Raw genomic sequence first — 25,636 nt, 5'->3', positions numbered from 1 at the left:
CCCGCAACACCTGCCTGACCAGGCCTTTCACCGGTACGCAACGCGGTCATCCGGGGCCGGCGGGCCCGCAATCCGACATAGCCGACGGCGCCCTCAGCCGGTCCGCGCCTCGTGCGCCCGCACCACCGCGGCCATGTCGTCGGCGCCGTGGCCCAGCGCCAGCGCCTCGCCGTACAGCTCGTGGCAGACGTCCAGCAGCGGCGAGGCGATCCCGGCGGCCCGGGCCGCGTCCGCGATCAGCTGGTTGTTCATCAGCACGTCCCGCAGCGACGCCTGCGCCGTGAAGTCACCGCGGACCAGCTTGTCGGCCTTCACCCGGGAGACCGCGCTGGCCATCGGCCCGGCGTCGAGCACGCCGCGCAGCCGGTCCAGGTCGAGCCCGTGCCGCCGGGCGAAGTGCGTCGCCTCGGCCAGCCCGGTGACCATGCTGATCAGGTACAGGTTCACCGCCAGCTTCATCAGCAGCGCCTGCGGCACCGGGCCGCACTCCACGACCTCCCGGCACATCGGGGCGAGCAGCGGGCGGACCCGCGCCACCGCCGGCGCGTCGCCGGCCAGCATCGCGACCAGCTCGGCGCGCTCCGCCGGGATCCGCGACCCGGACACCGGCGCCTCCACATAGGAGCCGCCGGCGGCCCGGACGGCGGCCTGCAGGCCGGTGGAGTACTCCGGCGAGGTGGTGCCCATGTGGACGATCGTGTGCCCGTGCACCAGCTCGGCGAACCCGGCGGTGCCGCGGCCCAGGACCGCGTCGATCGCGTCGCCGCCGGCCAGCATGAGCAGCACGACCCGGGCCTCGGCGAAGACGTCCGCCGGCCGGGCCGCGAGCCACACCCCGGGGACCTCCCGCGGGGTACGCGACCACGCGACGACCGGCAGGCCCGCCGCGGCGAGGTTGCGGGCCATGGGCTCACCCATGATGCCCAGGCCGAGAAAACCCACGTTCCCGCTGTGCTCCATGGCCGTACGGTAGAGCGCCGCGGGCCCGGCGGCTCCGGCCAATTCGCGGATCGCGGCCTGCCGGTCAGCCGGCGCCGGCCGGCGCCAGCGCCTGCCGGAGGTTGTGCTCGGCGATCCCCCGCATGAACTCGCGGCGGGGGTAGTCGCCGTCGAGCAGGCGCAGCGGGCCGGCGGTGAGCGAGAGCCGCTGGGCGAGCAGGTAGAGCGCGAGCCGGTCCGCGTCGAGCCCGGCCACCGCCAGCCGCCGGTCGTCGTCGTGCAGCCGGATGCGCAGGAACACGTGCTCCCACTCGACGTCGAAGTACATCAGGTCCTCGATGTCGATCAGGACGGGGTGGCCGTCGCGGTCCACCAGCACGTGGTCCAGGCCCAGCTCGCCGTGGATGACCGAGTACTCGGCGCGGGGGCGGACCGCGGCGGCGAACAGGTCGAGCGCGGCGCCGGCCGCCCGCGCCAGGTGCTCGCGCGTCACACTTCCCGGCGCCACGATGCCGCCTCTCCGCCCGGTCAGCCGCGGCCGTTGGCGTAGACCGCCCGGAAGCCGAGGTGGTCCGAGAGCGCCGTCCAGCGCGACGAGCGCATCAGCCGCTCGGTGCTGTCGATCTTGCCGCCGTTGACCAGGGTGTTCAGGACCACCGTCTCGAAGGCCGCCGACTCCACCCAGTCGATCGACTTGGTGAAGCCGCAGAGCATCGCCGCCTTGGTCTCGTGCAGGAAGTCCTGCAGCACCCGGTCGGAGGCCCGCAGCACCGAGCAGCTGCCGAAGTAGAGCACCCGGCCCGCGCACCGGCCGGACATCCACGCCGCGATCTCGTCCAGCTCGACGGTCTGCTTGCTGGTCAGGCTGAGCTGGGTGGGCTGGCCGTGCAGCGCGAAGAAGCCGACCTTGTAGTCGGCGTACCGGCGGGAGAGCCAGGTGTCCAGGTAGTAGTGCAGCTCGTCGGCGGTGGCCGTGTCGCGGTGGATGTAGCGGATGCTGCCGAGCCGTTCGAGCAGTTCCAGCGTCGGCAGCACCGAGCCCCGGCTGTTGAGATCGTCTTCCCACTGACCCTCGACGCAGAACACTCCCCCGGCCTTGGCCACGACTCCCCCTGACGGCTCGGCACGAAAGGTCGACGCTAGTCCACCCGGAGCTGATCGAGGGGACCGGCCGACCTATCGGGCGAATGCCGCGTATGCCGCGCATGCTTACCGTGAGGTGCGTCCTTAACGATCTCCGATTTCCGACGCATGATGGGTCGGTGACCGACGAGAAGACCGCACCCGCCCCGCCCCCGCCGCCCCCGCCGGGCATCCCGCCGCCGCTGATCGTGCTGGGCGACCGGGACGCCGCGACCTGCACCGACGGGACGTGTGGCTGAGGTGGCCGGCGTGCTGGTGGAGATCTGGTCCGACATCGTGTGCCCGTGGTGCTACATCGGCAAGCGGCGCCTGGAGACCGCGCTCGGCACGTTCGAGCACGCCGGCGACGTCGAGATCGTGTGGCGCAGCTTCCAGCTCGACCCCTCGATCCCCCGGGGCACGGCCGAGCCGGTCTACGACGCCCTGGCGAAGAAGTTCGGCGGGTCGAAACAGCAGGTCAAGGCCATGACCGCGCAGGTGGCGCAGCTGGCCGAGGCCGAAGGGCTGCACTATGACTTCGATCATGCGGTGAGCATGAACACCTTCGACGCGCACCGGCTCATCCACCTCGCCAAGACGCACGGCCTGGGCGCGGCGGCGCACGAGCGGCTGATGCGGGCCTGCCTGATCGAGGGCGCGACGCTGGACACCCCCACGCTGGTCCGGCTGGGCGCGGAGATCGGCGTGCCGGCCGCGGCGGCCGAGCGGGTGCTGGCCGGCGACGACCACACCGCCGACGTCGAGGCCGACATCCGCCAAGCCCGCGCGTACGGGGCCACCGGCGTGCCGTTCTTCGTGCTGAACCAGGCCTACGGCGTCTCCGGCGCCCAGCCGGCCGAGGTGTTCCTGCAGGCCCTGCGCACCGCCTCCGAGGCGGCGCCGGCCCGCTGAGTCACTGCCCGGGCGGGCCCAGCACGAACTCGGCCGGCCCCGAGCGCACGCCGTTGACCTGGAGCTCGACGGCGTGCGCGCCCGGGTGGTACCGGCGCGTGGTGATCTCCTGGAACGAGTGCCGGCGCTCGACGGCGAACCGCTGCCCCGGCGCGAGGGTGACCGTGGTCAGCTTGAAGGTCTTGCCGGTCCGGGTGCCGTTGGCCTTGCGGTGGTGCACCACGTAGTCGATCGCCAGCGTCGCCGCGGCGTCGCCGGTGTTCACCACGGTCGCCGTGAAGGCCAGCTCACCGCCGTACGGCACCTCGGCGCGGGCGGGGACCGGCCCGATGATCTCGACCGTGGCCGGGGCGAAGCCGAGCAGCGCCAGCGCGCCGGGGTGGCCCTGCTTGATGAGCGTGCGCAACCCGTGCCGGACCAGCCGGGGCGTGTGCCGGTCGGGTGCGGCGAGCCAGGCCGCCGCGGTCGCCACCACCAGGTCGGGCCGCACCCGGCTCAGGTCGTTGAGGTGGTTGGCGACCGAGCGCCGGACGTACTCGCTGTCGTCGCGGTAGAGCGCGGTGACGATCGGCAGGGTGCGCTCGGGGTGGGCCAGCAGCGCCGGCACCCGCCGCGCCCAGGGCAGGAACAGCCGGGTGCCCTCGGAGGCGAGCCGGCGCACGTGCTCGTCCGGCGAGCCCGGCCAGTCCGCGACGATCTCCAGCGCCCGGTCCAGGTCGTGGCCCAGCAGCACCCGGAGGGAGAACTCCGAGGTCAGCCGGCCGGTGAGGGCGGCCAGCAGGGCCATCGCGTCGGCGAACGCCGTACCCCCGCCGTCGGCGACCGCGCGGGCCGCGACCGCGCCGGTGACCGGCCAGATCAGCCACCCCTGGAAGGGCAGCGGCCCGGCCGCGGCGGCCCGGACCGTCGCGGCCAGCTCCGGGTAGCCGCCGGGCAGGTCGGTCAGCAGCGCGTCGCGCAGCAGGTCGCTGCGTTCCCGCAGCGACCGGTCGGCCAGCTGCCCGGCGGCGGAACGCAGCGCCGGCAGTGGCCGGCCCGGCGCGGCCGCGGCCACGGCGGCGAGCAGGGCCTCGACGGCATGGTCACCGAGAAGCTCGTCGGCGAACGGCACGATGGCTCTCCCCTGGTGGGCGGCTGCGGACACCGGCCATCGTGCCACCCGTCAGAGCAGGCCGGAACGCCGCCACAGGGCCATGCCGGGCCCGCCGATCAGGTCCAGCTCCCGCAGGTACGCGACGATCTTCTCGCCGGCCCAGCGCATGGTCTCGCGGTGGTGCGGGTTGTCCCGGGCGGCCCGCCGGCCCACCTCCGGCGCGATGCCGACCGACCGGTAGACCTCCGGCGCGATGATCCGCCGGCCGGTCAGGTACGCGGCCCGCGCGATGATCAGCCGGTCGTGGGCCAGCCGCCGAGGGCCGGCCGCGCGCACCTGGCGGGCCAGCTCCTCGCGGGCGTACCGGACGTGCCGGGCCTCCTCGATGACGTGGATCCGGGACACCATCCGGACCAGCGGCTGCACCGTCTCGTCGGCGGCGGCCTCGCGCTGCAGGGCGTCCAGGATCTCCTCGGCGATCAGGATGGCCGCGTACATCCGGGGCCCGGTGGCGGTGGCCGCGATGAACTTGCCGAGCGCGTCGTCGAGCCGGCCGACCCGGTAGACCGGGCAGCCCAGCTTGGCGATCATCCGGCCGAACATCACCGAGTGCCGGCACTCGTCGGCGACCTCGGTGAGCGCGTACTGGGAGTGGGCGGTGGTCGGGTCGGCGCGGTAGTACTCGCGCAGCAGCAGCTGCATCAGGATCGTCTCGAACCACACCCCGAGGCCGGCGATGCTGGCTACCTCGTGCCGGGTCAGGGTGATCCGCTGGGCCCGGGTGAGGCCGTCCCAGAGCGCCGTGCCGTAGAGGCTGGACCGGTGCTCCGGGGTGTAGAACAGGTCGTCCGCCGGCGGCGCCGCCCAGTCGATCTCCACGTCCGGGTCGTACGAGTGCTCGGCGGACGAGCGCAGCAGCCGGGTCGCGGTCCGGTCGCGGTCGGAGACGACCATGGAGACCTCCAGGGGGTTGACGTTACCGGAAGTAACAGCTACTTCTCGTACTATGAATGCTGTCGATGAGGGCGTCAACCGTCCCGACGGGCGCAGCCGCCGCTGGGCCGACCACCGCGAGCGGCGCCGCGCCGAGCTCGTCGAGGCGGTGATCGAGGCGATCCGGGAGCTCGGCCCGGAGCCCGGCATCGACGCCGTCGCCGCGCACGCCGGGGTCAGCAAGCCCGTGCTCTACCGCTACTTCACCGACAAGTCCGGGCTGTGGCTGGCGGTGGGCCGGCAGGCGGCGGCCACGGTGGTCGAGGCCATCGCGCCCGCGGTCGCCGCCGTGCGCGAGGAACGCGACGTGGTCGCCGCGGCGATCGACGCCTACCTGACCTTCATCGAGGCCGACCCGCACGTGTACCGCTTCGTGGTGCACCAGCGCGGCATCGCCCGCGACACCGACGTGGTCGCCGACGCGATGGACACCGTGGCCAGCGGGCTGGCCCGGATCCTCGGCGACCGGCTGCGGGCGCTGGGGCTGGACGCCGGGCCCGCGCTGCCGTGGGCGTACGGGATCGTCGGTTACGTCCAGACGGTCGGCGACTGGTGGCTGCGCCAGCGGCAGCCGATCAGCCGGAGCGCCCTGGCCGACTACCTGACCACGTTCCTCTGGGGCGGGATCGCGGGCATCCGCACCGCCGCCGACACCCCGGGCGGGCTGGCGGTGACCGGCCGATGAGCGGCGACCCGGCGGACCGCGACGAGGACTACCGCGGCGCCGCGACGATCGAGACGGGCGAGCTCAGCGTCACGGTCGCGGTGCGGCTGTCGGCCCGGTTCGAGCCGATCGAGGGCCGGTACCGGTGGGCCGGGCGGGCGGCGCCGGACGAGGTGCTGACCGCCCAGCTGCGGGCCGGGCTGCGGGAGGCGACCGTGCGGATCGGCGCGGTGGCGGTCCGGGCCCGGCTGGGCGAGCCGGACCCCTGGGGCGGCGTCCGCCTCACCGGCACCGGCCGCCCACCCTGGCACCCCGCCCCGGCGAGCTGACCCCCTACGCCGGCCCACCGCCCCGGCGGGCCGGGCCGGGCCGGGCCGCGCGGTTACCGGGGCCTGGTGTCCGCCGCCGCGCGCAGGGAGCGTGGGCTGGCGCCGAACCAGCGCCGCGCCGCGCGGCTCAGCGCCGACTGCTCGGCCAGCCCGACCATCGCGGTGACCTGGGCGAACGGCAGGTCGGTCCGGGTGATCAACCGGGCCGCGGTGGCCCGCCGCACCTCGTCCAGCAGGGCCTCGAAGGTGGTCTGCTCGGCCGCCAGCCGGCGCTGCAGCGTCCGCGGGTGCATCCGCAGCAGCCGGGCGATCGCGCCCACCTCCACCGGCGAGGTGCCCAGCGCCTGGGTCAGCAGCAGCCGCACCCGGTCGGCGACGCTGCGGCCGGGCGCCGGGAAGTGGCTGGTGATGTAGTCCACCGCGATGTCGCGCAGCACCTGGTTGCCGCCGGGCACCGGCATCGCGGCCAGCCCGCCGGGCACCCGCAGCACCGCCTCCGGCCGGTCGAAGCGCACCTCCGCGCCGAAGAACCCGGTGTAGCCGGCGGCCGGGGCCACCGCGGCGTGCGGCAGGTGCACCGAGCGCAGCCCGTACGGGCCGCCGTGCAGCAGCACGATGATCCGGTGGAACAGGCCGAGCCCGAGGTCGACGACCTGCGGCGGCAGCGGCTCCACCTCGGTGCCGCGGTACAGCAGGCCGACCACGCCCGGCCGGCCGGACGGGTCGGGGATCTGCGAGACGGTCAGCGCGGGGCTGTGCACGAACAGGAACCGGTTGGCCGTCTCCAGCGCGTCGCCGAACGTCGGCGAGTTCTCGATGGCCAGCGCCAGCGGGCCGAGCACGGTGGCGTTCTGCTGCCCGGCCAGCCGCAGCCCCAGGTCGGGGCAGTCCAGCTCGGCCGCGGCCGTCTCCAGGATCTGCGCGGCCGCCGCCGACGGGATCACCGCGTCGTCGGACTCCAGCGCCGGGACCGGCACCCGGAACCGGGCGAGCAGCGCCGCGCCGTCCCCGCCGAGGGTGTCGACCAGCGGCAGCAGCCCCCGCAGCGAGGCGGCCCGGACCATCGAATCCATGCCGCAGGATAGCCGCGTGTCGCACAGAGGTAAATGAGTGTCGCGCCGGGACAAGTCCGGCGCGGCCCGGGTGACCAAGACTGACGGCATGGCCGAACACTTCGACGTGCTCATCATCGGCGCGGGCCTGTCCGGGATCGGCGCGGCGTGGCGGCTGCGGCAGCACCGGCCGGGCAGCAGCTACGCCATCCTGGAGGCGCGCGCCGCGATCGGCGGCACCTGGGACCTGTTCCGCTACCCCGGCGTGCGCTCGGACTCCGACATGTTCACCCTCAGCTACCCGTTCCGGCCCTGGCAGGGCGACCGGTCGCTGGCCTCGGGCGCGGACATCCGCGCGTACATCCAGGACACCGCGGACGCCGGCGGCATCACGCCGCACATCCGGTTCTCCGCCCGGGTGGTCGCGGCCGACTGGGCCGGCGACCGCTGGACCGTCCGGCTGGCCGGCGGGCAGACCCTGACCTGCGGCTTCCTGTACGCCTGCGCGGGCTACTACGACTACGCCAAGGGCCACGAGCCGGACTTCCCGGGGCTCGCCGACTTCACCGGACGGCTGGTGCACCCGCAGTCCTGGCCCGCCGGCCTGGACCACGCGGGCCGTCGGGTGGTGGTCATCGGCAGCGGCGCCACCGCCGTGACCCTGGTGCCCGCGATGGCCGGGACGGCCGCGCACGTGACCATGCTGCAGCGCTCGCCCTCGTACATCACTCCGCTGCCCGGCCGGGACGCGGTCGCCGACCTGCTGCGCCGGCGGCTGCCCGCCCGGGCCGCGCACAAGCTGGCCCGGGCCAAGAACATCCTGCTCTCGCAGGGCTTCTATCAGCTGGCCCGGCGCCGCCCGGAACGGGTCAAGGCGGTGCTGCGCCGCTTCGCCGTCCAGCACCTGGCGGACCCGGCATACGTCGACGAGCACTTCACGCCCACCTACCAGCCGTGGGACCAGCGGCTGTGCATCATCCCGGACGGCGACCTGTTCGAGGCGATCAAGGCGGGCCGGGCCGACGTGGTGACCGACCACATCGACCGGTTCGTGCCCGAGGGCATCCGGCTGCGCTCGGGGCGCACGCTGCCCGCGGACATCGTCGTCTCCGCGACCGGCCTGTCGCTGCTGGCGATCGGCGGGGTCACGCTCACCGTGGACGGCCGGGCCGTCGAGCCGGGCCGCAGCGTCGCCTACCGCGGCGTGATGCTCAGCGGGGTGCCGAACTTCGCCTACTGCATCGGCTACACCAACGCGTCGTGGACGCTGCGCGCCGACCTGTCCCACCGTTACGTCTGCCGGCTGCTGGCCCACCTGGACCGGCACGGCTACGCCAGCGCCACGCCGCGCGAGACGCCCGGCAACCGGCGCCCGCTGCTCGACCTCACCTCCGGCTACGTGCAGCGGGCCCTGGACCGTTTCCCGCAGCAGGGCGACAAGGACCCGTGGACCGTCCGGCAGAACTACCTGCTCGACGCGCTCACCACCCCGCGTGCCGACGTACGCCGGGACATGACGTTCACCCGCCGCACCGCACCCGTCCTCGAGGAGATCCGATGACCCGGCTGTCCCCGTACCGGTTCCGGGGCCGGACGGCCGTGCTGACCGGCGCCGCCAGCGGCATCGGCGAGCAGCTGGCGTACGGCCTCGCCGCGCGCGGCAGCGGCCTGGTGCTCCTCGACCGGGACGCGCTGCGGCTCGACGCGGTCGCCGAGCGGATCCGGGCCGGGCACCCCGGGCTCGCGGTCGAGACGCTGGTCGCCGACCTGGCCGACCGCGCCGCCGTGCTCGACCTCGCGGCCGGCCTCCGGGAACGGCACCCCGAGCTGGGCCTGCTGGTCAACAACGCCGGCACGGCCCTCGGCGGCCGCTTCGACCAGCTGAGCCTCGCCCAGTTCGAACGGGTGATGGCGGTCAACTTCACCGCCCCGCTGCTGCTGACCCACCACCTGCTGCCCGCGCTGACCGCGGCGCCGGGCAGCCACCTGGTCAACGTCTCCAGCCTGTACGGCCTGATCGCGCCGCCGGGGCAGTCCGCCTACAGCGCCAGCAAGTTCGCCCTGCGCGGGTTCAGCGAGGCGCTGCGGGGTGAGCTGCTCGAGTCCGGGGTGGGCGTCACGACGGTGCACCCGGGCGGGATCCGTACCCGGATCGCGGAGAGCGCGGAGGTCGGCGCGGGCGTGCCGGCCGCCGAGGTCGAGCCGCAGCAGCGGGTCTTCGCCGCGCTGCTCACCTACCCGCCGGAGCGGGCGGCCCGGGAGATCCTCGACGGCGTCGAGCGGCGGCGCGGGCGGGTGCTCATCGCCGCCAGCGCGAAGCTGCCGGACCTGCTGGCCCGGTTGCTGCCGGTCAGCCACATGCGGGTGATCGGGCGGCTGACCGCGGCGGCCGGCCGGCGGGCCCGGACGGCGGTGACCCGATGATCCGGGAGCTGACCGTGCGGGGCGCGCGTATCCGGGTCCGGGAGAGCGGCGACCCGGCGCACCCGCCGCTGCTCCTGCTGCACGGCATCGGCCGCAGCCTGGAGGACTGGGACCCGCAGCACGACCGGCTGGCCGGCGAGCACCGGGTGATCAGCGTCGACCTGCCCGGCTTCGGGCTGTCCGAGCCGATGCCGGGCCGGGTCACGCTGGCCGGGCTGGCCGACGGGGTGGCGGCGACCGTGGACGCGCTCGGCGAGCGGCGGCCGCTGCACGTCATGGGCAACTCGCTCGGCGGCGCGGTGGCGATGCGGCTGCTCGCCGGCGCACCCGCGCGGGTGGCCACGCTGACGCTGGTGAACAGCGCCGGATTCGGCAAGGAAGTGGCGCTGGCGTTGCGCATTCTCGCCGTTCCCGGGCTCGGGAAACCGCTGCTGCGGCGGATCGACGCCCGGTCGGCGTACCGGATCGAGCGCAGCCTGTTCCACGACCGCGCGCATGTCACCCCGGAACGGGTGGAGTTCGCGGTCCGGGTCGCCGCCCGGCCGGAGAATGCCCGGGTGTTCCTCCAGACGGCGCGCGAATTGGGCACACTTCGCGGCATCCGGGCGCCCTGGCGGGAGACCCTGCTGGGGCAGGTCGCGGCCCATCCCCGGCCGGCGCTGATCGTCTGGGGCGAGCGCGACCTGATCCTGCCGGCCGCGCACCTGGCCGCGGCGCGGGCGGCCTTTCCGCACGCCAGGACCCATCTGTTCGCGGACACCGGGCACATGCCGCAGATCGAGCGCGCCGACGCGTTCGCCGACCTGAGCCGGCTGTTCCTCAGCGCCCATTCCCCCGCCCTTTAGCACACCGTCAGCAGACCGTTCCGGAGCGCAAGAGGTATTGGCGCGTGCAACTTAGGATGCGATTCGCTCGTCTTGTTGCATGAGCCGTACACCCCGGGAGGACTGTGCTTTTGCGACCACGCTCCGCCACGATGCTGCTGCTGTTCGTCCTGTCGGTGCTCGCCACCGGGTCGCCGCCCACGCCGGCCAGGGCGTCCGCCCGGCCGCCCGTGATCGCGAACGGTCAGGACGCCGCCCAGGGCCGGTACGGCTTCGCGGTGAAGCTCACCATGACCGGCATCCCCGAGGCGGGCGGCGGGCGGCGGAACAGCTCGTGCACGGGTGCGCTGATCGCGCCCCGCTGGGTGATCACGGCAGGGCACTGCTTCAAGAACACCCGGGGCACCCACGTGTCGCGGACGGTGGCCCGGCTGACCACCGCCACCGCCGGCCGCACCGACCTCACCGGGACGGCCGGGCACAAGGTCAAGGTGATCGCGGTCCGCCAGTCCCCCAGCACCGACGTGGCGCTGGCCAAGCTCGCCGAGCCGATCACCGACATCGTGCCGGCCCGGCTGAACCGCAGGGCGCCGCGGGTCGGCACGGTCGTCCGGCTGGCCGGCTACGGCCGTACCGTCGACGACGACCCGTCGAGCCTGGTCACCCGCCTGCAGACCGGCCAGTTCAAGGTCGCCTCACTGTCCCGCGGGTACGTGGGCATGACCGGTTACGCCCCCCGGCGGACCACCAGCCCGTGCTCGCAGGACTCCGGTGGGCCCTACTTCACCCAGCGCGGCGACGACGCGGCCGTGCTGGTGTCGGTGGTCAGCCACGGCCCGTCCTGCCCGCACTCGCGAGTGGACCAGGCCGGGCGGATCGACACCATCGCCGGCTGGATCACCGGCATCGTCGGCAAGCCGGCCCCGGCCACCAAGGCGCCGAAGCCGCCCGCCCGGAAGCCCTCGGCCGCGCCGCCGAGCGCGCCGGCCGGCGACGACCGCGCCCTGGTCGGCGGCGACCGGCCGGGCCTAGCCGCCGACCCGGCGGTCCGTACGGCGCTGGCCGCCATCGTGGTCGTCGGCTTCGGCGGGGTGCCGCTGCTGGTCCTCGGCAGCCGCCGGCGCCGGGGTCAGCGGCGCGGCGGGGTGCGCCGGCACCGGCGGTGACCGGCGCCGGGCGCCGCTCCGTTCGCCGCGGGCCCGGTGTGATGGAACAATGCGCTGATGGACGCGGTCTCGTCCCGCTGCGCCGGGGACTCTCCGGAGCATGCCGGCCTCGCGGGCGACGACACCGACGAGCTCTACGACAACGCGCCCTGCGGCAACCTCGCGACGCTGCCGGACGGCACCATCGTGAAGATCAACCGCACCCTGCTGGGCTGGCTCGGGTTCACCCGCGCGCAGGTCGTCGGCCACCGCCGCTTCCGCGACCTGCTCACCGTCGGCGGCCAGGTCTTCCACGAGACCCACCTGGCGCCGCTGCTGCGGCTGCGCGGCGAGATCAACGGCATCGCCCTGGAGCTGCGGGCCGCCGACGGCACCCGGCTGCCGGTGCTGGTCACCGCCACGGTCAAGGCCGGCGCCGACGGCGAGCCGCTGGTGACCCGCATCACGGTCTTCGACGCCCGGGAGCGCCGCGAGTACGAACAGGAACTGCTCCGGGCCCGGCAGGGCGCCGACGGCGACCGGGAGCGCCTGCGCGGGCTCGTGGCGGGGCTGCAACGCAGCCTGCTGCCGGCGAGCCTGCCCACGCCGGCCGGCATGCGGACCGCCGGGCACTACCGGATGGCCTCGGCCGACGAGGTGGGCGGCGACTTCTACGACCTGTTCCCGCTCAGCGAGGGCCGCTGGGGCTTCTTCCTGGGCGACGTCTGCGGCAAGGGCGTGGAGGCGGCCGCCGTCACCGCCGCCGCCCGCTACACGCTGCGCGCCGCCGCCGTCTACGACCCCACCCCGGCGGCGGTGCTCGGCAACCTCAACTCGGTGCTGTACCAGGAGTACCGCAGCCAGGCGCACCGGCACTGCACGGTCGTCTTCGGCCTGCTGACCCCGGACGGGGACGGCTGGAAGGCCACCATCGCCGGCGGCGGGCATCCCCCGCCGCTGCTGCTGGGCGCCGACGGCACCGTCGCCTACCAGGACACCACCGGCGGCACCCTGATCGGGATCATCGCCGACCCGCCGCTGGTCAGCCGCACCCTGCGGCTGGGACCGGGCGACACCCTGGTGCTGTACAGCGACGGGCTCACCGACGCGCGGACCGGCGAGGACCGCTACGGCGGTGACGCGCTGGAGGCGTACGCCCGCGGGCTGGGCCCGACCGACGCGCCGGGCGCCGTCACGGCCCTCACCAGGCTGCTGTCCGGCTTCGCCGAGCTCGACGACGACATCGCCCTGATGGCGCTGAGCGTCGACCCGCCCGGCGCCGCGGCGGGATCCGCCGCCACGATCCCGCCGGCCGCCCTACAGTGATCCAGATGTCCCCCTGGCCGACGAACCCCGCCCATCACCGCTGGCTCGACCAGCACACCCGGGACCTGCTGGCGTTCGGGCGCCGGACCGCCGACCCCGCCGGCGGCGCCCGCTGGCTCGGCGCCACCGGCCTGCCGGACCCGGACCGTCCGGCCTCCACCCTGCTCAGCGCCCGGATGACCCACGTGTACGCGGTCGGCACCCTGCTCGGCGTGCCCGGCGCCGCGCCGATCGCCGAGCAGGCGCTGCGCGGGCTCACCGGCCGGCTGCACGACCCGCGGCACGGCGGCTGGTTCCCCTCGACCGCCGACCGTACGGTCAAATCCTGCTACGACCACGCGTTCGTGCTGCTCGCCGGCGCATCCGCGACCAGCGCCGGGCTGGCCGGCGGGGCCGAGCTGCTCAGCGCGGCCGAGGCGGTCTTCGAGGAGCGCTTCTGGGACGAGCCGGCCGGCCGCTGCCCCGACACCTGGAACGCCGACTTCACGATCCTGGACGGCTACCGCGGCATCAACGGCAACATGCACGCGGTCGAGGCGATGCTGACCGCCGCCGGGGTGACCGGGAACGACGCGTGGCTGGACCGGGCGCTGCGGGTCTGCCGGTTCGTGGCCGACACCGCCGAAGCGCACGACTGGCGCATCCCGGAACACTACGACCAGCGGTGGCGCCCCCTGCCGGAGTTCCACCGCGACCAGCCGGACCACCCGTTCAAGCCGTACGGCGCGACGGTCGGCCACGGCCTGGAATGGTCACGGCTGTTCCTGCACGCCGAGGCCGCCCGCCCGGCGGAGTCCTGGCTGGCCGGGGCCGCCCGCGCGCTGTTCGACCGCGCGGTGACCGACGGCTGGGCGGTCGACGGCCGCCCCGGCTTCGTCTACACCACCGACTGGTCCGGCACCCCGGTGGTCCACGACCGCATGCACTGGGTGACCACGGAAGCGATCAGCGCGGCGGCGGCGATGTACCGCCGCTTCGGCACCGAGCAGGACGCAACGTGGTACCGCACGTGGTGGGACTACGCGGCGGCGTACCTGATCGACCACGAGCAGGGATCGTGGTTCCACCAGCTGGACGCGGAGAACGTGCCGACGGAGACGGTGTGGCCGGGCAAACCGGACCTCTACCACAGCCTGCAGGCGACTCTGACCGCCCGGCTGCCGTTGACGCCGATGCTGGCACCGGCGGTCGCCCTGACCCTGGCCGAGGCGGAACCGCGGTAAACAACGGCCGCGGCCAGATCCCGGTCACGGCATCCCGCGCGCGACAGGAGCGCCATCCGCACGCAGCACGTGCGGCATCCCCGCGCGGCATCCGCGGCACGGGCGGGCATCCGCAGCACGGAGCTGCTTGCCCGCGCGGCATCCGCGGCACGTTGCGGCTTGCCCGCGCGGCATCCACGGCACGTAGCGGCTGCCCGCGCGGCATCCACGGCACGTAGCGGCTGCCCGCGCGGCATCCACGGCACGTAGCGGCTGCCCGCGCGGCATCCGCAGCACGTGGCGGCTACCTCACGCGGCACGGGCGGCATCCGCGGCACGTTGCGGCTTGCCCGCGCGGCATCCGCGGCACGTAGCGGCTTGCCCGCGCGGCACGTAGCGGCTTCCTCACGCGGCGCACCACGATGGCGGTCGAAAGGGTGCGCGGCTGACAGGTCTTGGAGCACCCGGGCCCTACCAGGAGTCTTCCGCCCGACCGTCTCAGCGGTGACGGCGGCAGCCAGGCTCTAGGTGACGAACTCAGCGAGCAGCCTGCAACGAAAGTCCGAAATACCCTTTCTCTGCAGAACCCTTGGGCTCCGATAAGAGACGATACGGGCGATTCGTGGCTGGTCGTTGGTGGATCATGTCGACTTCTGGTCAGCTCCGAACCTTAAGTCCACAAGATCGACAATTCGCTGCCCGCTTCGTGACTTTTACGCTCTTTGTTCCGTTAGGATTCCTGCGATGTGAGAATCCTGCTCAATATGTGGGCCAGTGCTGCGGGTTCGGCGGCGGGCAGGCCTCCGGCAATGCTTGGCGCGGCCGTTTCGGCGCGGCAGAAGCGTGTCGCCCGTCCGGGAGATGGCGATCGATCATCACAACAGCCATGCAAAAGACTCAGCTCCGCACCAGTGCGCTACAGATCTGTGGCCATCGCGCCGGGAGGGCGGCAAGGGGCGGTGAGGGGTTGTTCGGCACCGGGAAATGGCCGGTTCGCGGCCGGGCGATCGTCCGCGCCTCAGCCGCAGGTGCGCCACCGACCGAGACCCGAGACCTGTCCACCGACGACGGTCGTCACGGCAACTCGCGAGGAACGCCACCCGGCGGACCTGTGGCGATCAACCGCGTCCAAGATCCACTCAGCGGTCGGCGGGGACACGGTGCCGACCGTTGAGCCTGCGGGTCCCGGCCGGACAACCCGGTGACACCGCGATGCGGCCATCGGGACGCCATTGCGACACCGCGACGGCCACGGCAACATCGCCACCGGTCGCCACCCGACACGGCCGCCACCCGACACAGCCGACTCGTCGCGACCGCCACCCAACACAGCCGCCACCCGACACAGCCGACTCGTCGCGACCGCCACCCAACACAGCCGCCACCCGACACAGCCGACTCGTCGCGACCGCCACCCAACACGGCCGCCACCCGGCGCGGCCGACTCGTCGCCGGCGCCACCCGGCACAGCCGCCACCCGGCACGGCGTACTCGTCGCGGGCGTAAGTGCTCGGCTGCGGCGGCACGGTGTCCGCGCCCGGCCGCCCGGACCGTATGGTCCGGGCGGCCGGGGCGGGTCAGACGCCGGCCAGCTTGCGCCCCGACGAGCGCAGGTAGACCGCCCACGTCACGAACACACACAGTGCATAGAACGCGATGAAGGCGATGTAAGCCGCGTCCGCCGTCTGGTAGGCCAGGAACGACTGCCGGAACGCCAGGTTCACCAGCACCCCGCCGAACGCGCCGATCGCGCCCGCGATGCCGATCACCGCGCCGGACAGCCGGCGGGCCTCGTGGGCGTCGCCCGGGTTCTTCAGGGCGAAGATGCGCGGGATCATCTTGTACGTCGAGCCGTTGCCGATGCCGCTGAAGATGAACAGCGCGATGAAGCCCACCAGGTACAGCGGCAGCGAGCGCAGCTGCGAGGCCAGCAGCACGATGCTCGCGCCGGCCGCCATCGCCACGAAGTTCCAGAAGGTGACCCGGGCGCCGCCGAGCCGGTCCGCCAGCGCCCCGCCGACCGGGCGGATCAGCGAGCCCAGCAGCGGGCCCAGGAAGGTCAGGTAGGCGGCCTTGACCGGGGTGCTGAAGTCCTCGGCGAACTGCACCTGGAGCACCTGGCCGAAGGCGAAACCGAAGCCGATGAACGAGCCGAACGTGCCGATGTAGAGCAGCGCCATGATCCAGGTGTGGCCCTCGCGGGCGGCGTCGCGCATGCCGCGCTTCTCGTTGCGGGCCTGCGTCAGGTTGTCCATGTAGAGCGCCGAGCCGAGGGTGGCGAGCACGATCAGCGGGATGTAGATGCCGGCCACGATGCCCGGGTGCCCGGCGCCGAAGACCGCGAGCACGAACAGGCCGACCAGTTGCAGCGCCGCCACGCCCAGGTTGCCGCCGCCGGCGTTGATGCCGAGCGCCCAGCCCTTGAGCCGGTCCGGGTAGAAGGCGTTGATGTTCGCCATCGACGAGGCGAAGTTGCCGCCGCCGACGCCCGCCACCGCGGCCAGCAGGATCAGCGTGGTGTAGGAGACGCCCGGCTGGATCAGGAACGCGGCCAGCACGGCCGGGATCAGCAGCAGCGACGCGCTGATGATCGTCCAGTTGCGACCGCCGAACCGGGCCACCGCGAACGTGTACGGGATCCGCAGCACCGAACCGACCAGCGCCGGCACCGCGGTGAGCAGGAACTTGCCGGCCGGGTCGATGTTGTACGCGGGGCCGAGGAACAGCACCAGCACCGACCACAGTGTCCACACCGAGAAGCCGATGTGCTCGGAGAAGATCGAGAAGATCAGGTTGCGGCGGGCGATCGGGGCGCCGGTGGTGTCCCAGAACTCCCGGTCCTCCGGGCGCCAGTCGTCGATCCAATGACCGCGGACGGTCCGCGCCGAGGGACGCTCAAGGGTGGTAGCGGTCATGACGGGACCTCCGAGGCAGTCAGCGAGGAGATGACGAGGTGACCGTCGGCGTCGACGGTGACGGGGTAGACGGTGAGGTCGCTCAGCCCGGACAGCGAGCAACCGGTGGTGATGTCGAAGGCCATGAGGTGCATCGGGCAGACCAGCACCTTGTTGTCGATCTGCCCGTCCGCCAGCGGCCCGCCGCGGTGCGGGCAGACCGCGGACAGCGCCCGCACCGAGCCGTCGCGCAGCCGGAACACGGCGATCATCTCGCCGTCCACGTCGTAGGTGCGGCCCTCGCCCAGCGGGATGTCGGCGACGGGCCCCAGCACGGTCATCGGACCGGCACCTGAGGGAGCACGACCAGCGGCAGCGACGTGCGGAACTGCCCGGGTGTCGCAGGTTCGGCGCGTTCCTTCCACGGGTCGCGGTAGGCCGCCACCGACGCCGCCATGGCGGCGTCCAGGTCGGCCGCGATGCCCTCGGCGTCGTCGACGACCACCGCGCGGATGTGCTCGATGCCGACCCGCGGCACCCAAGCGTAGGTGCGCTCCAGCCAGTTCGCGCTCTGCCGGTAGTACTGCAGGAACCGGCCGGTGAGGGTGATGACCTCCGCCGGCGAGTCCACTGTGGCCAGCAGGTCGCCCTTGCGGACGTGGGCGCCGGCCGCGCCGCCGACGTAGAGCTCCCAGCGGCCGCCGTCGATGGCCACCACGCCCAGGTCCTTCACGTACGCCTCGGCGCAGTTGCGCGGGCACCCGGTGACCGCGAGCTTCATCTTGCCGGGGCCCTCGATGCCCTGGAAGCGTTCCTCGATCGCGATGCCCAGCGCGGTGGAGTCGCCGACGCCGAAGCGGCAGAAGTCCGAGCCGACGCAGGTCTTCACGGTGCGGAAGCTCTTGCCGTAGGCGTAGCCGGACGGCATGTCCAGGTCGGCCCAGATCTTCGGCAGCGTCTCCTTCGGCACCCCGAGCAGGTCGATCCGCTGCCCGCCGGTCAGCTTCACCATCGGTACGGCGTGCTTCTCGGCCACCTCGGCGATCCGCTTGAGCTGCGCCGGCGTGGTGACGCCACCCTTCATCTGCGGCACCACCGAGAACGTGCCGTCGCGCTGGATGTTGGCGTGCACCCGGTCGTTGATGAAGCGGGCGTCCCGCTCGTCGACGTAGTCGGCGCCCCACATCATCTTGAGCAGCGACGCCAGCCCCATCTTGCTCTTGGCGTCCTCCTCGCCGCCGGGCACCAGCTTGGCGAAGACCGACGACACCGACCGCAGGTCGTGGGTGCGGATGGCGGCCATCAGCTCGGGCTTGGGCATCGGCACGCCGGGGACGTACCAGCTGGCCTTGGGGTCCTCCTCGACGGCGCCGCCGGCGGCCCACTCGACGATCTGCGCGACCAGACTCTTGCAGGTGCCGCAGCCCTTGCCGGCCCGGGTCCGGTCCATCACGCCGCTGACCGTCCTGCAGCCGCCGTGCACGGTCTCGGCGATGGTCCCCTTGGTCACGCCGTTGCAGTTGCAGACCTGCGCGTCGTCGGCCAGCTCGGCCGCGCTCACCTCGGCGGGCGGGCCGCCCAGGTCGAACATCAGCTCGACCCGGTCCTCGGGCAGCGCCAGCCCACGGTCGAAGGCCTGCATCAGGAAGGCGACCTTGCGGACGTCGCCGACCAGGGTCGCGCCGACCAGCCGGCCGTCGCGGATGATGATGCTCTTGTAGATGCCCTTGCGGGGCTCGCTGAAGACCAGCGTCTCGTCGTCGTCGCGTTCCGGCTCCTTGAGGCCCATCGAGGCGACGTCGACCCCGGCCACCTTGAGCTTGGTGGCGAGCCGGGAGCCGTGGTACGCGGCCTGGGTGTCCCGCCCGGTGAGGTGGTCGGCGAGCACCTTGGCCTGGTCCCAGAGCGGGGCGACCAGGCCGTACGTCTCGCCGCGGTGCTGGGCGCACTCACCCACCACGTAGATGTCCGGCTCGTCCACGGCGCGCATCTGGTCGTCCACCACGATGCCGCGCTCGACGGTCAGGCCGCTGGCGGTGGCCACCTCGACGTTGGCCCGGATGCCGGCGGCCACCACGACCACGTCGCACTCGATCACCCGGCCGTCGGCCAGCTTGACCCCGGTGACCGCGTGCTTACCGAGGATCTCGGTGGTCATCGCGTCGCAGACCACCTCGATGCCGAGCTGCTCCACGCTGCGCTGCAGGATCGCCCCGGCCTGCGCGTCCAGCTGGGTGTTCATCAGATGGCCCATGGCGTGCAGCAGCGTCACGTGCGAGACGTGGTTCTGCAGGCCGCGGGCCGCCTCCAGGCCGAGCAGGCCGCCGCCGATCACCACCGCGCGCTCGTGCTCGCGGGCGTAGCGGATCATGCTGCGGGTGTCGTCCAGCGTGCGGAACGCGAAGACGCCCTGGTGGTAGCCGCGGCCGGGGCGGTGGATGCCGGGGATCGGCGGGACGAACGCCCGGCTGCCGGTGGCGATGATCAGCTTGTCGTACGGAGTGGCCGTGCCGTCCTCGGCGTACACCTGCTTGGCGAACCGGTCGATCCGGCTGATCCGGCGTCCGGTGTGCAGGGTGATGCCGTTGTCGGCGTACCAGCCCAGGTCGTTGAGGAAGATGCCGGACTCGTCCTCGACGCCGGCCAGCAGGTTGGACAGCATGATCCGGTTGTAGTTGCCGTACGGCTCGTCGCCGAACATGGTGATGTCGAAGTCGCCGCCCCGGCTGAGGATCTCCTCCACCGTCCGGGCGCCGGCCATGCCGTTGCCGATGACGACCAGGCGCGAACTCATCAGACCTCCACCAGCCCGAGATCGATGATCACGGTGCCGGTGACGCCGGCGGGCGCGGCCAGCCACAGCTCCACGGCCGTACCGGAATCGAGGTCCTCGACCACCCGCAGCGGGATGTGGACGTCACCCTTGGCGCCGATCGGGAAGTACCGCATCGGCTTGCCGTCGCGCATCAGCACGACGCAGATCAGCTCGTCGCTGGAGTTGCCGCCGCGGAAGTACACGGCCTGCGCGACGACTCCGGGCGGCACGACGTAGCCGGACGCCACGCCGACCGGGGCCGGCTGGTCCAGGCCCTTGCCCTCGAAGGCCAGGACGCCTTGCAGGAAACGGGGTGTGGAGTGCACCTAGGTGCTCCTCTCGTGCTCGGTGACAGCGGAGACGGCGACAGCGCACGCCTTGAAAGCGGGCATCTTGGAATGGCGGTCCAGGGCGGGGTCGGTGAGCAGGTTGACGGCCTGCGCACCGCCCCAGTGGAAGGGCGCGAAGACGGTGTCCGGCCGGATGCCGGGGTTGAGCCGGGCCCGGAACACCGCCCGGCCGCGGCGGCTGCGCAGCTCGACCATGTCGCTGTCGGCGATGCCGAGCCGGCGGGCCAGGTCGGGGTGCAGCTCGACCCGGGGCTCGGGCAGCGCGACGGTCAGCGCGGGGACCCGGCGGGTCTGGTTGCCGCTCTGGTACTGCTGCATGTTGCGGCCGGTGGTCAGCACGTACGGGTACTCGCGGTCCGGCATCTCGTGCGGGTCCCGGTGCTCGACCCGGATGAACTTGGCCCGGCCGTCGGCGGTGGGGAACGTCTCGGCGAACAGCCGCAGCGTACCCGGGTGGTCCTCGGCCGGGCACGGCCAGAAGACGCCCTGCTCGGCCTCGATCCGCTCGTAGGTGATGCCGGCGTAGTCGGCGATCCCGCCGGCGCTGGCCCGGCGCAGCTCGTCGAAGACCGCCCGCGGGTCGGTGCTGAAGAACCGCCCGCGCCCCAGCCGGTCCGCCAGCCCGGCGAGGAACTCCAGGTCGGTGCGGACGTCCGGGGGCGGCGGGAGCGCCATCCGGCGGCGGATGACCCGGCCCTCCAGGTTGGTCATCGTGCCCTCCTCCTCGGCGAACTGCGCCGTCGGCAGCACCACGTCGGCGAGCTGCGCGGTCTCGGAGAGGAAGATGTCGGAGACGACCAGCAGGTCCAGCGCGCGCAGCCGGTCGATGACGTGCCCGGCGTGCGGCGCGGAGACGGCCATGTTGCTGGCCAGCACGAGCAGCACCCGGACCCCGCCGTCGGTGCCGAGGCGGTCGAGCATCTCGTACGCGGACCTGCCCGGCTGGGGCAGCTCGTCGGGGTCGATCCCCCAGACGCCGGCCACGTGCGCGCGGGCGGCGGGATCGTCGAGGCGCCGGTAGCCGGGCAGCTGGTCGGCCTTCTGCCCGTGCTCGCGTCCACCTTGGCCGTTGCCCTGCCCGGTGATGGTGCCGTAACCGGAGTACGGCCGGCCGACCAGACCCAGAGCGAGAGCGAGGTTCAGGTACGCCTGCGCGGTGTCGGTGCCGTTGCTGTGCTGCTCGGCGCCGCGGGCGGTGAGGATCATCGAGGGCTGTTCGGTGGCCAGCAGCCGGACGGTCTCGCGCAGGTGCGCCTCGCTGACGCCGGTCATCCGCTCGACCCGCTCGGGCCAGTAGGAGGCGACCGCGGCGCGGACCCCGTCGAAGCCGGTGGTCCGGTCCCGGATGTACTCCTCGTCGACCAGGCCCTCCCGGATCGCGATGTGCAGCAGGCCGTTGGCCAGCGCCAGGTCCGTGCCGGGCAGGGGTTGCAGATGCCGGTACGCGCCCGCGGCGGTCGCCGTGCGGCGCGGGTCGACGACGATGTGCCGGCCCCCCTCGGCGCGGCCGGCGTCCAGATACTGCATCGACGGCGGCATCGCGTCGGCCGGGTTGGCGCCGACCAGCAGCACCGTACGGGCCTGCGCCACGTCCTCCAGCGGGAACGGCAGGCCCCGGTCGATGCCCAGCGCCCGGTTGGCGGCGGTGGCGGCCGAGGACATGCAGAACCGTCCGTTGTAGTCGATCGACGCCGACCGCAGCGCCACCCGGACGAACTTGCCCAGCGTGTACGCCTTCTCGTTGGTCAGCCCGCCACCGCCGAACGCGCCGACGCTGTCCGGGCCGTACTCCTGCTGGCTGCGCACCACGGCCGCGACGATCCGCTCGTACGCCTCGTCCCAGGTGGCCTCGCGCAGCGGGCTGCCGCGGTCCGCGGGATCCTTGCGGACCAGCGGGGTGAGCAGCCGGTCCTTGTGGTCGAGCAGCTCGGCCGCGGTCCAGCCCTTGGCGCACAGGCCGCCCCGGTTGACCGGGAACTCGGTGGGTTCGAGCCGGACCCGCGGGATCTCGGGCGTCAGCGCGATGCCGCACTGCAGCGCGCAGTACGGGCAATGCGTCTCGGTCACCGTCACACCGATGATGCTTGCCGGTAACCGTTTCCTCACCGGACCGCCACGGTTGCGTCGGCGTTCTAAAAACCCTACAAGCCGCTCGGGGCCATTGTGAGGTCGTGATAGCGGGTCAGCACCAGGTCGACCACGGCCGGGTCCGCGCACAGCGGCGGGGTCACCTCGTCCGCGCCGGCCGCGTGCAAAGACCGGTAGAACAGCCCCTCGGCCAGCAGATACGCCGCGATGGTGATCCGCCGGGCGCCCTGCTCGCGCAGCCGTGCCACCACGTCGGGCACCCGCAGCTCGGCGCCGGTGGCGTAGGCCACGTGCGCGTCGAGCCGGGCGGCGACCGCGGCGATGTCCGCCCGCCAGGCCGGGTCGGACGAGCCCGCGGCGGCCAGCACCACGGCGTCCGCCCCCTGGATCCGGCGCCGGAGGCTCTCGGTCAGCACCGGGTCGGGGCCCAGTGGGGCGGCGGCGACGGCGTTGTTCGCGGCGACCGCCTCGGCGATGTCCACCCGGACGTGATAACCGGCCGACAGCAGCAGCGGCACGACCACCGCGTCCAGCCCGCGGATCGCCTCGCCGACGCGCGGCTGCTGCACGTCCACATAGGCCAGCCGGACGTCCAGGTCGGGACGGCGGCAGGCGACCCGGTCCACCAGGTCGCGGATCTGCGCCTGGCCGGCGGCCGAGCGGGTGCCGTGCGCGACCGCCAGCAGCACCGGCGGGCGGCCCGCGGCGGGCCCGGTCACGGGGACGACTCGTCGACGCGCAGCCGGTAGCCGCGTTTGATCACGGTCTCGATGTGCCCGGCCGGCCCCAGCGCGGTCCGCAGCCGGGCGATGGCGACGTCGACGGCGTGCCCGTCGGTGCCACGCGGCAGCGCGGCGGCGAGCCGGTCCTTCGACACCACGGCGCCGGGCCGGGCCGCCAGCGTGCTGAGGATGGCCATCGCGGCCGGGGCGAGCGCCTGCACCCGGCCGTCGATGAGCACGGCGTGGCCGCGGATCTCCAGCGTGGTGCCGGCGACGCCGAACCGGGCGGCGCGCCGCGGCAGCTCGTCGGTGACGGCCTTGACCAGGGCGCCCAGCCGGGAGCGCGGCGGGGTCACCACGGGCACCTCCAGCTCGACCAGCGGGGCGGCGGTGACCGGGCCGACGCAGGCGGCCATCGTGGTGCTCCGGAACCGGTCGAGCACCTCCGCGGCGCTGTCCCCGGCGATCTCCAGCAGCGCCTGCACCGCGGGCGCGCTGGTGAACGTCACGGCGTCGACCTGGCCGGCGGCGAGCTGACCGACCAGCCGCCGCACCGGGGCGACGTCCGGCGGCAGGGTCCAGCGGTAGACCGGGATCTCCACGACCGCGGCGCCGGCCGAGCGCAGCGCGTCGGTGAACGCGGCCTGCGGGCCGCCGTGCAGCTGCACGGCGATCCGGCGCCCGGCGATGCCCTGCGCCAGCAGCCGCTCGAGGATCTCCTCCGACGACTCGGTCACCGCCGACCAGTCCTCGCGCAGGTCGGCGGCCCGGATCGCCCCGCACGGCTTGGCGCCGCGGGCGATGAGCCGGGCCCGGTTGAGCGCGGCGCGCAGGGTGTCGCCCATGCCCCAGCCCTCGGCGGCCTCCAACCAGCCCCGGAAGCCGATCCCGGTGGTGGCGATGACGATGTCCGGGGCGAGACCGACGCAGGCCTCGGTGGCGGCGTGCAGCGCCTGGTCGTCGCCGAGCGGCACGATGGTGATGGTCGGGGCGACGATCACCTTCGCGCCACGCCGCTGGAGCAGGGCGGACAGCTCGTCGCGACGGCGCTCGGCGGTCACCGCGATGGTGAAGCCGGCCAGCGGCGTGGCGGGTGCGGGGGGACCGCCGACGCCCACGGGCGTCACCGGCCCGGTCGAGTCGGCCATGGCAGCAGGCTCTCCACCTGCCATTACCTGCCGGGGTAGGACGTGTTACGACGGTGAAAACCATGACTCACTTCGGTGCGGGGAACACGGTGAGATCACCGTCGCAGCCTTGCGCCGGTCTTGAGGTCAGCCTGAAACTGAGTTGACGGTGCGGGCCGAAGGTAGCGGCATGACTGTTGCAGACATGATCGCCAGCCCGCCCGTCGTCTTCGCCGCCGGCACCGTGCGCCCCACCGTCGAGTTCTCCGTCGTCGTCCCGTTCCGGAACCCCGGCAGCGTCCTGCGGAACACCGTGGAGCGGATCACCGAGATCCTGTACGCCCAGAACATCACCTTCCAGGTCATCGCCGTCGCCACCGACAGCACGGACGGCTCGGAGCACACCCTGGCCGGACTGCACGGCACCTGGGTCAGCAGCGACCCCGACATCCGTGACCGGGGCGCGGCACTGGAGTACGGCTTCGCCACCGCGGCCGGCGCCTTCATCGGCTTCGTCGACATCGACGCCGACACCGAGGTCGACCCGTACGAGCTGGTCGAGGGCCTGCACCGAGCCCGCGAGCGCCAGCGCGAGGACGCGCACATCTGAGCCGCCGCCGGCCGGCACCGCCCACAACTTCACCTGACGAACAAACGACCCCGGCCGCGTCCGACGCGTGCCGGGGTCAGGTCTGTCGGAGGGCCGGTTCCGCTCTCTCCGGGCTTGCTCCGGTTTTGACCCGGGTCAGAGGCTGCCTTGAGGGTCCCGGCCGAATGAAGGAGCATGACGCTGACGATGCCCGCACTGCCGACGATGCGTAACCTCCGCGAGATCATCGAGTCCCAGGCGATCCAGCCGGCCTTTCAGCCGGTCGTGCACCTCGAGGACGGGACGATCAAGGCGTACGAAGCGCTGGCGCGCTTCGACAAGTTGCACTTCCCCAGTCCCACGGAGGCGTTCGCCGCCGCGATGGCCGGCGGTGTCGGCGTCGACCTGGAACTGGTGGCGCTGGAACGGGCGTTCGAATACCTGGACGAGATGCCGGCCGGTGCCTGGATGAGCGCCAATCTGTCGGTGGAGGCGTTGCTGACACCCGCGGTCGTCGCGACGTTGCTGCAGCACGCCGGCCGGAGCATCGCGGTCGAGCTGACCGAGCACACCCAGGTGCACGACTACCCGACCCTGATCAAGGTGACCGAGCAGCTGCGGAGCGCCGGCATCCTGATCGCGGTCGACGACGCGGGTGCGGGCTTCGCCAGCCTGAGCCACATCCTGCAGCTGCGGCCGGACATCATCAAGCTCGACATCACCCTGACCCGGGGCATCGACACCGACCCGGTACGGATGGCGCTGGCCCGGTCGCTGGTCGGTTTCGCCCAGGACATCGGCGCCCTGCTGATCGCCGAGGGCATCGAGACGACCGCCGAGCACGAGAAGCTGCAGTCACTGGGTGTCCGGCTCGGTCAGGGCTACTTCATGGCCCGGCCCGGCCCGCTGCCGCGGCGCGGATGACGCACCGGGCCGTCGCGAACCCTTCAGTGGCGCACGGTCCGACCGAATGGTCCGAGGTCAGCACCATCACCGCGGCCCATCGCCCCGCAGAGAAACGGAGGT

Annotated in this window: 24 protein-coding genes; 11 read left to right on the top strand and 13 right to left on the bottom strand. The window is 73.3% G+C overall.

Annotated elements, in window-relative coordinates; translation table 11 throughout:
* Nucleotides 1-93 precede the first annotated feature (93 nt).
* From ACIBQZ_RS21935 to ACIBQZ_RS21925, 3 genes are all read right to left on the bottom strand, one after another.
* Nucleotides 94-960 (bottom strand): NAD(P)-dependent oxidoreductase, encoded by an 867-nt coding sequence (locus ACIBQZ_RS21935; RefSeq protein WP_396090589.1) that lies wholly within the window; start codon nt 958-960, stop codon nt 94-96.
* A 64-nt stretch (nt 961-1,024) separates the two neighbouring features.
* Entirely contained in the window at nt 1,025-1,447 is a 423-nt protein-coding gene (locus ACIBQZ_RS21930; RefSeq protein ID WP_396090588.1) for a hypothetical protein, read from the bottom strand.
* A 20-nt stretch (nt 1,448-1,467) separates the two neighbouring features.
* Nucleotides 1,468-2,043 carry a DUF6642 family protein gene (locus tag ACIBQZ_RS21925; protein WP_396090587.1) on the bottom strand — a complete coding sequence of 192 codons (576 nt, stop codon included), beginning with the start codon at nt 2,041-2,043 and terminating at the stop codon, nt 1,468-1,470.
* 270 nt (nt 2,044-2,313) lie between these two features.
* On the opposite strand from ACIBQZ_RS21925, the gene ACIBQZ_RS21920 reads away from it, so the two are divergent.
* On the top strand, nt 2,314-2,973 hold the full coding sequence (locus ACIBQZ_RS21920; RefSeq protein ID WP_396090586.1) for a DsbA family oxidoreductase: 660 nt from the start codon (nt 2,314-2,316) through the stop codon (nt 2,971-2,973).
* 1 nt (nt 2,974) lies between these two features.
* Here the strand turns inward: ACIBQZ_RS21920 and ACIBQZ_RS21915 are convergent, their stop codons facing one another.
* The gene (locus tag ACIBQZ_RS21915) at nt 2,975-4,084 is read right to left on the bottom strand and encodes a DNA alkylation repair protein (RefSeq protein WP_396090585.1); all 1,110 of its coding nucleotides are present in this window, start codon (nt 4,082-4,084) and stop codon (nt 2,975-2,977) included.
* A 51-nt stretch (nt 4,085-4,135) separates the two neighbouring features.
* Complete coding sequence (locus ACIBQZ_RS21910) at nt 4,136-5,020, bottom strand: diiron oxygenase (protein ID WP_396090584.1); 885 nt, start codon at nt 5,018-5,020, stop codon at nt 4,136-4,138.
* Nucleotides 5,021-5,072: 52 nt separating this feature from the next.
* Here ACIBQZ_RS21910 and ACIBQZ_RS21905 point away from each other — a divergent pair, with 52 nt between their 5' ends.
* Entirely contained in the window at nt 5,073-5,744 is a 672-nt protein-coding gene (locus tag ACIBQZ_RS21905) for a TetR family transcriptional regulator (RefSeq protein WP_396090583.1), read from the top strand.
* Nucleotides 5,741-6,052 (top strand): DUF4873 domain-containing protein, encoded by a 312-nt coding sequence (locus ACIBQZ_RS21900; protein WP_396090582.1) that lies wholly within the window; start codon nt 5,741-5,743, stop codon nt 6,050-6,052. The genes ACIBQZ_RS21905 and ACIBQZ_RS21900 overlap by 4 nt, the downstream gene beginning before the upstream one ends.
* A gap of 53 nt (nt 6,053-6,105) precedes the next feature.
* Here the strand turns inward: ACIBQZ_RS21900 and ACIBQZ_RS21895 are convergent, their stop codons facing one another.
* A complete protein-coding gene (locus tag ACIBQZ_RS21895; protein ID WP_396090581.1) occupies nt 6,106-7,125 on the bottom strand; it encodes an AraC family transcriptional regulator in 1,020 nt (339 codons plus the stop codon).
* 88 nt (nt 7,126-7,213) lie between these two features.
* Between ACIBQZ_RS21895 and ACIBQZ_RS21890 the strand changes: the two genes are divergently transcribed.
* The 6 genes from ACIBQZ_RS21890 (at nt 7,214) to ACIBQZ_RS21865 (ending at nt 14,046) form a co-directional block, all read left to right on the top strand.
* Nucleotides 7,214-8,665, top strand: coding sequence for a flavin-containing monooxygenase (locus ACIBQZ_RS21890; protein WP_396090729.1), 1,452 nt, complete (start codon nt 7,214-7,216; stop codon nt 8,663-8,665).
* 5 nt (nt 8,666-8,670) lie between these two features.
* Complete coding sequence (locus ACIBQZ_RS21885; protein ID WP_396090728.1) at nt 8,671-9,528, top strand: SDR family NAD(P)-dependent oxidoreductase; 858 nt, start codon at nt 8,671-8,673, stop codon at nt 9,526-9,528.
* Nucleotides 9,525-10,373 (top strand): alpha/beta fold hydrolase, encoded by an 849-nt coding sequence (locus ACIBQZ_RS21880; protein ID WP_396090580.1) that lies wholly within the window; start codon nt 9,525-9,527, stop codon nt 10,371-10,373. Before ACIBQZ_RS21885 ends, ACIBQZ_RS21880 begins: the two co-directional genes overlap by 4 nt.
* 131 nt (nt 10,374-10,504) lie before the next feature.
* Nucleotides 10,505-11,518, top strand: coding sequence for a S1 family peptidase (locus ACIBQZ_RS21875; RefSeq protein ID WP_396090579.1), 1,014 nt, complete (start codon nt 10,505-10,507; stop codon nt 11,516-11,518).
* 57 nt (nt 11,519-11,575) lie between these two features.
* Nucleotides 11,576-12,823, top strand: a complete 1,248-nt coding sequence (locus tag ACIBQZ_RS21870; RefSeq protein WP_396090578.1) for a PP2C family protein-serine/threonine phosphatase — start codon at nt 11,576-11,578, stop codon at nt 12,821-12,823.
* Between the two features lie 5 nt (nt 12,824-12,828).
* Nucleotides 12,829-14,046, top strand: a complete 1,218-nt coding sequence (locus tag ACIBQZ_RS21865; RefSeq protein WP_396090577.1) for an AGE family epimerase/isomerase — start codon at nt 12,829-12,831, stop codon at nt 14,044-14,046.
* 1,556 nt (nt 14,047-15,602) lie between these two features.
* Here ACIBQZ_RS21865 and ACIBQZ_RS21860 read toward each other — a convergent pair.
* The 7 genes from ACIBQZ_RS21860 to ACIBQZ_RS21830 form a co-directional block, all read right to left on the bottom strand.
* Nucleotides 15,603-16,940, bottom strand: coding sequence for a nitrate/nitrite transporter (locus tag ACIBQZ_RS21860; RefSeq protein ID WP_396090576.1), 1,338 nt, complete (start codon nt 16,938-16,940; stop codon nt 15,603-15,605).
* A complete protein-coding gene (locus ACIBQZ_RS21855; protein ID WP_396090575.1) occupies nt 16,937-17,260 on the bottom strand; it encodes a Rieske (2Fe-2S) protein in 324 nt (107 codons plus the stop codon). The genes ACIBQZ_RS21860 and ACIBQZ_RS21855 overlap by 4 nt, the downstream gene beginning before the upstream one ends.
* Nucleotides 17,257-19,713: a nitrite reductase large subunit NirB gene (gene nirB, locus ACIBQZ_RS21850; RefSeq protein WP_396090574.1), complete on the bottom strand. Its 2,457-nt coding sequence runs from the start codon at nt 19,711-19,713 to the stop codon at nt 17,257-17,259. The genes ACIBQZ_RS21855 and nirB overlap by 4 nt, the downstream gene beginning before the upstream one ends.
* Complete coding sequence (locus tag ACIBQZ_RS21845; RefSeq protein WP_396090573.1) at nt 19,713-20,060, bottom strand: molybdopterin oxidoreductase; 348 nt, start codon at nt 20,058-20,060, stop codon at nt 19,713-19,715. Before ACIBQZ_RS21845 ends, nirB begins: the two co-directional genes overlap by 1 nt.
* The gene (locus tag ACIBQZ_RS21840) at nt 20,061-22,157 is read right to left on the bottom strand and encodes a molybdopterin oxidoreductase family protein (protein WP_396090572.1); all 2,097 of its coding nucleotides are present in this window, start codon (nt 22,155-22,157) and stop codon (nt 20,061-20,063) included.
* 68 nt (nt 22,158-22,225) lie between these two features.
* Nucleotides 22,226-22,891, bottom strand: a complete 666-nt coding sequence (locus ACIBQZ_RS21835; protein ID WP_396090571.1) for a sirohydrochlorin chelatase — start codon at nt 22,889-22,891, stop codon at nt 22,226-22,228.
* Nucleotides 22,888-24,042, bottom strand: coding sequence for a uroporphyrinogen-III synthase (locus tag ACIBQZ_RS21830; protein ID WP_396090570.1), 1,155 nt, complete (start codon nt 24,040-24,042; stop codon nt 22,888-22,890). The genes ACIBQZ_RS21835 and ACIBQZ_RS21830 overlap by 4 nt, the downstream gene beginning before the upstream one ends.
* A 169-nt stretch (nt 24,043-24,211) precedes the next feature.
* Here ACIBQZ_RS21830 and ACIBQZ_RS21825 point away from each other — a divergent pair, with 169 nt between their 5' ends.
* Both ACIBQZ_RS21825 and ACIBQZ_RS21820 read left to right on the top strand, forming a co-directional pair.
* Entirely contained in the window at nt 24,212-24,631 is a 420-nt protein-coding gene (locus ACIBQZ_RS21825) for a glycosyltransferase (protein ID WP_396090569.1), read from the top strand.
* Nucleotides 24,632-24,805: 174 nt separating this feature from the next.
* Nucleotides 24,806-25,534, top strand: a complete 729-nt coding sequence (locus ACIBQZ_RS21820; protein ID WP_396090568.1) for an EAL domain-containing protein — start codon at nt 24,806-24,808, stop codon at nt 25,532-25,534.
* The last annotated feature ends 102 nt before the right edge of the window (nt 25,535-25,636 follow it).

The organism is Actinoplanes sp. NPDC049599 (genome assembly GCF_044465625.1).
Lineage (GTDB): Bacteria > Actinomycetota > Actinomycetes > Mycobacteriales > Micromonosporaceae > Actinoplanes.
Note: the sequence above shows the minus strand (reverse complement) of the source record. Positions and strands in the feature narration are given on the sequence as shown.